This window comes from Pedobacter sp. (genome assembly GCF_035317785.1).
GTDB lineage: Bacteria > Bacteroidota > Bacteroidia > Sphingobacteriales > Sphingobacteriaceae > Pedobacter.
Window position 1 is genome coordinate 1 of record NZ_DATHGC010000295.1, and the last position, 6197, is coordinate 6197.

Annotated in this window: 5 protein-coding genes and 1 pseudogene; 1 reads left to right on the plus strand and 5 read right to left on the minus strand. The window is 44.2% G+C overall.

The window, feature by feature from the left end; genetic code table 11:
• A partial coding sequence (gene accD / locus VK541_RS18535) for an acetyl-CoA carboxylase, carboxyltransferase subunit beta (protein ID WP_324371880.1) occupies positions 1-734 on the plus strand: 734 nt, incomplete at its 5' end.
• 375 nt (positions 735-1109) lie between these two features.
• Here the strand turns inward: accD and VK541_RS18540 are convergent.
• The 5 genes and pseudogenes from VK541_RS18540 to VK541_RS18560 all read right to left on the minus strand — a co-directional run.
• Entirely contained in the window at positions 1110-3407 is a 2298-nt protein-coding gene (locus VK541_RS18540) for a GH92 family glycosyl hydrolase (RefSeq protein WP_324371881.1), read from the minus strand.
• A gap of 23 nt (positions 3408-3430) precedes the next feature.
• The gene (locus VK541_RS18545; RefSeq protein WP_324371882.1) at positions 3431-4123 is read right to left on the minus strand and encodes a basic secretory protein-like protein; all 693 of its coding nucleotides are present in this window, start codon (positions 4121-4123) and stop codon (positions 3431-3433) included.
• A 191-nt stretch (positions 4124-4314) separates the two neighbouring features.
• A complete protein-coding gene (locus VK541_RS18550) occupies positions 4315-4518 on the minus strand; it encodes a hypothetical protein (RefSeq protein WP_324371883.1) in 204 nt (67 codons plus the stop codon).
• Between the two features lie 69 nt (positions 4519-4587).
• Entirely contained in the window at positions 4588-5736 is a 1149-nt protein-coding gene (locus tag VK541_RS18555) for a cysteine desulfurase family protein (RefSeq protein ID WP_324371884.1), read from the minus strand.
• Between the two features lie 3 nt (positions 5737-5739).
• Positions 5740-6197: pseudogene (locus VK541_RS18560) on the minus strand (phosphoglucosamine mutase); the annotation flags it as partial.

Genomic DNA, 6197 nt, shown 5'->3' on the forward strand with positions numbered 1-6197 from the left:
CCGCTGATCTTTTAGAAAATAAATACGTTTGTCAATATTGTGATTATCATTTGAGGGTAGGCTCCAAAGAGTACTTCCAGGTACTGTTTGATGAAAACCAGTTTACCGAACTGTTTCCGGACCTCAGGTCAGGGGACCCGCTGAACTTCACAGATACCAAACCTTATAAGGACAGACTGGTGGAAAGCATCGCTAAAACCGGTTTAAAAGATGCCATAAGGGCTGCCCATGGCAAGATCGAAGGTGAAGACCTGGTGGTAGCCTGTATGGATTTCAATTTCATAGGCGGCTCCATGGGCTCGGTAGTCGGTGAAAAGATCGCACGCAGTATCGATTATTCGATGAAGCACAAAATCCCTTTCCTGATGATCTCCAAATCCGGCGGTGCCAGGATGATGGAAGCGGCTTTTTCGCTCATGCAAATGGCAAAGACTTCGGCTAAATTAGCCCTGCTGAGCCAGGCAAAGATCCCATACATCTCTTTACTTACCGATCCTACTACCGGCGGCGTAACGGCCTCCTATGCGATGCTTGGAGACATTAACATTGCCGAACCCGGTGCCCTGATCGGCTTCGCCGGACCAAGGGTAATCAAAGAAACCATCAAGAAGGACCTGCCTAAAGGCTTCCAGACTGCTGAATTTGTTTTAGAACACGGCTTCCTCGACTTTATAGTAGACCGCCGCGCCATGAAAGCAAAACTTGCAGCTTTTCTGAAAATGATGAAGAACTAAGAAGATCTTAAATTGTATTTAATGATCTATTGTATTTAATAAAGAAGGCCGGTTCTCAAATTGAACCGGCCTTCTTCGTTTAGTATCCGTCATTGCGAGGCACGAAGCAATCCCACACCTGATGAGATTGCTTCGTACCTCGCAATGACGAATACTGCTTAACTCGTGTTGCTTATTAAATTTTACTCACCTCCCTATTTTCCATAAAATTTAGTGTCTTAGAGCTGACATAGGACTCTGTGCGCTTCTTCAGCGCACTAGGTCCAGTCAGCGAAAAGATCACTCAATTTTATCTTCTGTGCGCTCCTTCAGCGCGCTAGGTCCAGTCAGCGAAAAGATCACTCAATTTTACCTGTCACTGAATTTTACCTTTTACTACTTATTAGCAGGATCAGTAGAAAGTGAATAAGGGAACGCAGCTTCACTTGTACCTCTTTGCATATTCGGCTTGGCCGACATGTCAAAATCCAATACCGCACCTTTCAATAAACCCGAGTGACTCAGCCAGTTTTTACTGTGCACCGCACCATTAACCTTAAGTCCATTCACATACTTATTGGCCTCGCTATTAGCCGGCGCATTAATCACAATCTGTTTGCCATTCTCGAGATTTAACGTCACTTTCTTAAAATAAGGCGTACCCAAAACATACTGGTCCGTAGCCGGAGTAACCGGATAAAAACCTAGAGCAGAAAACACATACCAGGCAGAAGTCTGTCCATTGTCCTCATCACCACAATAACCATCAGGCGTTGCCTTATACATACGGTTCATGGTCTCACGTATCCAATACTGAGTCTTCCATGGCGCGCCACCATAATTGTACAGGTAGATCATGTGCTGGATCGGCTGATTGCCATGTGCATACTGACCCATATTGGCGATCTGCATCTCACGGATCTCATGGATCACTCCACCATAATAACTGTCATCAAATATTGGCGGAAGCGTAAACACAGAATCCAGCTTCTGAACAAATTTCTCTTTACCACCCATTAACTTGGACAAACCATCAATATCCTGGAATACTGACCAGGAATAATGCCAGCTGTTGCCCTCTGTAAACGCGTCACCCCATTTAAACGGATTGAATGGCGATTGAAAATTGCCGTCTTTATTTTTACCACGCATCAAACCACTCGCCGGATCAAACAGCTTTTTGTAGTTCATTGCACGTTTTTTGAAAATATCGATCTCAGAAGCCGGTTTTCCCAACGCCTTACCCAATTGATAAATGGCAAAATCATCATAAGAATACTCCAGTGTCCTGGCTGCATTTTCATTGATCTTCACATCATAAGGAACATACCCCAGTTCATTGTAGTATTTAACACCCAAACGGCCAACAGCCGGCATCGGACCTTCATTATCGGCACCATGTTTTACCGCATCCCAAAGTGTGTTGATGTCATATCCACGCATTCCCTTGATATAAGCGTCAGCTACTACAGAAGCAGAGTTGTTGCCCACCATTACGCTGGCAAGACCAGGACTTGACCACTCAGGCAGCCAGCCCCCTTCTTTAAAGTCATTGGCAAGACCTTCCTGCATCTCTTTATTAATAGAAGGGTACATCAGGTTTAAGAACGGATACAGTGCTCTGAAAGTATCCCAGAAGCCGGTTCCGCCAAACATATAACCCGGCAATGTTTTACCATTGTAAGGGCTCCAGTGGATGATTTTGTTGTTGGCATCCAATTCATACAATTTGTTGGGGAAGAATAAGGTACGGTAAAGGCAAGAGTAAAAAGTGCGGGCCTGATCGATCGTACCGCCTTCAACGCTGATCCTGCTGAGGGTCTTATTCCAGACCGCTTTAGCTTTGTCCTTGGTCGCCTCAAAACTGTCATTAGCCAGCTCTCTTTTCAAAGAAATGTCCGCCTGCTCAATACTGATGAAAGAAGAAGCAACTTTCATGTTCACCTGCTCACCCTTAGCTGTTTTGAATCCTATGATTGCTCCTGCATGATCGGCAGTCAGTTCCAGCACATCTTTTTGAAGATCATTGCCCCTCCAGGAACTTGCGGAAGTAAACGGTTTATCAAAATAAATTACAAAATAATTCTTGAAGTTTTCCGGCACCTTATGAGAATGCCTGGTGCTGTAACCAACGATCTTACGCTCTGCCGGAATGATTTTTATATAAGACCCTTTATCAAAGGCATCGATAACTACGTAAGAATCATCAGTTTTTGGAAACGTAAAACGAAATTGGGCAGCCCGTTCAGTGGGGGCGATTTCGGTAGTTACATCTGCGTCGGCAAGGTAAACGCTGTAATAATAAGGTTTGACAGTCTCCGCTTTATGAGAGTACCAGCTCGCACGCTCATCCTGGTTGAACCTGAGTTTGCCAGTTACCGGCATGACCGAAAACTGGCCGTAGTCATTCATCCATGGAGAAGGCTGGTGAGTCTGTTTAAACCCTCTGATCTTGTCCGCATCATAGGTATAGGCCCACCCATCACCCATTTTACCGGTTTGCGGAGTCCAGAAATTCATACCCCAGGGCACTGCTATCGACGGATAAGTATTTCCATTAGACAAAGAAGGTTTACTTGCGGTACCCATCAACGGATTGATCCACTCAACGGGGTCAGTAACCTTTCCAACTGTTTGTGCAAATGCACCAAACGACGCCACAACAAGTGAGGCGGTTAAAATTTGTTTAATCATATTATTAAGGTTCATCTTATGTGCTACAATGCAGGATTTTCAGCATAAGCTTTCCACTGCTCATCAAGGGTTTTACCGGTTTCTTTTTGCCAGATGGCATCAGTGTAAGTACGCGCACGCAGGTTTGCGTCCAATATTTTAACCAGGTCTTTATTGCCATGGTTTTCAAGCCATACTAGAAACCTTGCTGTGATCCGGTAACTGTTGGTATAACTCTGTGCAGGGTTAAATTCGGTCAGTGTCCAGCCGGCACCGGGATTGTCCACGCCAAATTTATAGCGGACATAGTCGGCAATGCCTTCGGTAAGCCAGCCCGGACCACGGGTACCCCCGGAGCGGCGGCGGCCTCCGTAGTTTTGAATCACGTGCATGACTTCATGTGTAACCACATCTATATCCCCTGGTTTTTTTCTGAAATAGGCAGGGTTATACACAATTCTTCCACCTCCGGTAGCTGCAACACCTTTGTACGCAGTATCTATCTCAAAGTTTACCGTAGTCGCAGCGGTGTCGTTGTATTCCTTTTTTAACAAGGGATATACCTTAAAAAAGGTTTCGATCATTCTTTTCTTCAATGCAGGATCAAATGACGCATCATTACTCGAAAAGTTTAATATAAGTCCGTCTTTTGCTACGGTTTCCTTTTCCTGCGCCTTAAGGTAGCTTATACCAAAGATAAACTGCGCGGCCAGAAACAGGGTAAAGTTTTTGTTCATATTGGTTAAATTATAAAACGTTTTAGCACACAAATAAACAGAATTAAAAGGAAAAAACTCAATCCCGCAGGTAAAAATTTAGAAGCAATATAGAGTTTTAACTCTATTTAATAAAACAAAAAACACAGCCCTGTTTTGGGACTGTGTTTCAGGAACTATACGCCGTTCCTATTGTGCTATCTCTTATTCCGCTATTCTGTTCCCGGCATTACACCAGGTTCATGGCTGGACCCGAGAGGCTTGTTCTTGCGGTTAGTCGTTTTAGTAAATGAAGACCTGTCAAAGCTATTCGCTGAGGAGGTTTCGCCACTGGTCTGATTTTCGCTCCGGTCGTCGGTTTCTTTGTAGACCTTTTTGTGGTTGTCCTGTTTATTTTTAGCTGAATTGTTCATCATTTCAAAGGTTAGTGATTACATAGACGTTTGTCCATTAATAACACCTCCGAATGTGGATTGTTTAATATTTTAAACAGCTATGTTCTGACTGACGATCTGTTTTACCTTGTCCACCACAAAATCCAGTTCTGCCCTGGTATTGTACTTGCTAAAAGAAAACCGTACAGAAGGACGGTTGGGATCAGCAGCTATTCCGGTGAGGACGTGCGAGCCAATATTTGAGCCTGATGAGCACGCACTACCCCCTGATGCAGAGACCCCGCTGATATCCAGGTTAAACAACAGCATGTCTGACATATCCATTGCCGGAAATGAAACGTTAAGCACTGTATATAAGCTCTTATCAGCATCTGTTTCCCCATTAAAGAAAAGATCAGGTACTTCTGAACTCAGTTTGCCTTTCAGGTAAGTCTTCAGCTCCTGTATATACGAATGGTGCTGTTCCATCTCAGCATAGGCCATTTGCAGTGCTTTAGCAAGACCAACAATACCATACACATTCTCTGTCCCGCCCCTCATATTGCGCTCCTGCGCGCCTCCGGAAATCATCGGGCTGATCTTGATGGCATGGTTCACGTATAAAAAACCAACACCTTTAGGCCCATGCAATTTATGTGCGGCACAAACGATAAAATGAGCTTTAAGTTTTCTTACATCATGTTTATAATGTCCCATGGTCTGTACCGTATCGCAATGATAAACGGCATTATAAGTTTCACAAATGTCTCCTACCCGCTCAATATCCGTCAATGTTCCTATCTCATTATTGGCATGCATCAATGAAACAAAAGAACGTTCATTGTTCTTCAGCAATTCTTCCAGGTGCTCATAGTCGATATTTCCTTTGGAATCTACATTGACGAAACTCAGCTTATCAATAATACCCTGCTGCAACAGCATGTTTAAGGTGTGCTCTACTGCATGATGCTCAATTTTTGAGGTAATGGCATGTTTGATGTTAAATGCAGCAATACCACTGCGGATAGCCGTATTATCGGCCTCTGTCCCTCCCGAAGTAAAAAAGATCTCAGCAGGTGTGGCATTCAGCAAGCCGGCAACGGTCTTCCTTGCTTTTTCTATCAGGGTACGCACTTCGCGGCCCTGAGCATGAATAGAAGAAGGATTCCCATAATACTTCTGCATCACGTTCACCATGTCCGCTATTACCTCGGGATCTAAGGGAGTAGTCGCTGCATTGTCTAAATAAATCCTTTCCATTGCTTAACTGAGCTTTAATATCTCTTTAATATCAGAGATGATCTTTGCAGCAAGGTTCTCTGCCACTGTTTCGGTACCGGCCTCACTGTAGATCCTGATGATCGGTTCAGTGTTTGATCTTCTCAAATGCACCCACTCCTTATCGAACTCTATCTTCAAACCGTCAATTGTAGAATTCGGCTGATTTTTATAACGCTCCTGCACTTTCAGCAAAAGTGCATCGATGTCCATTTCCGGGGTCAGCGTGATCTTATTTTTTGAAATATGATAAGCCGGATAGCTGCTGCGCAACACCGAAATTGGTTTGCCAAATTTCGCAAGATGTGTCAGGAATAAGGCAATTCCAACCAGCGCATCACGGCCGTAATGCAGCTCAGGATAGATGATACCGCCATTTCCTTCTCCGCCTATGATCGCATTGGTCGCCTTCATTTTATTGACCACGTTTACCTCTCCCACTG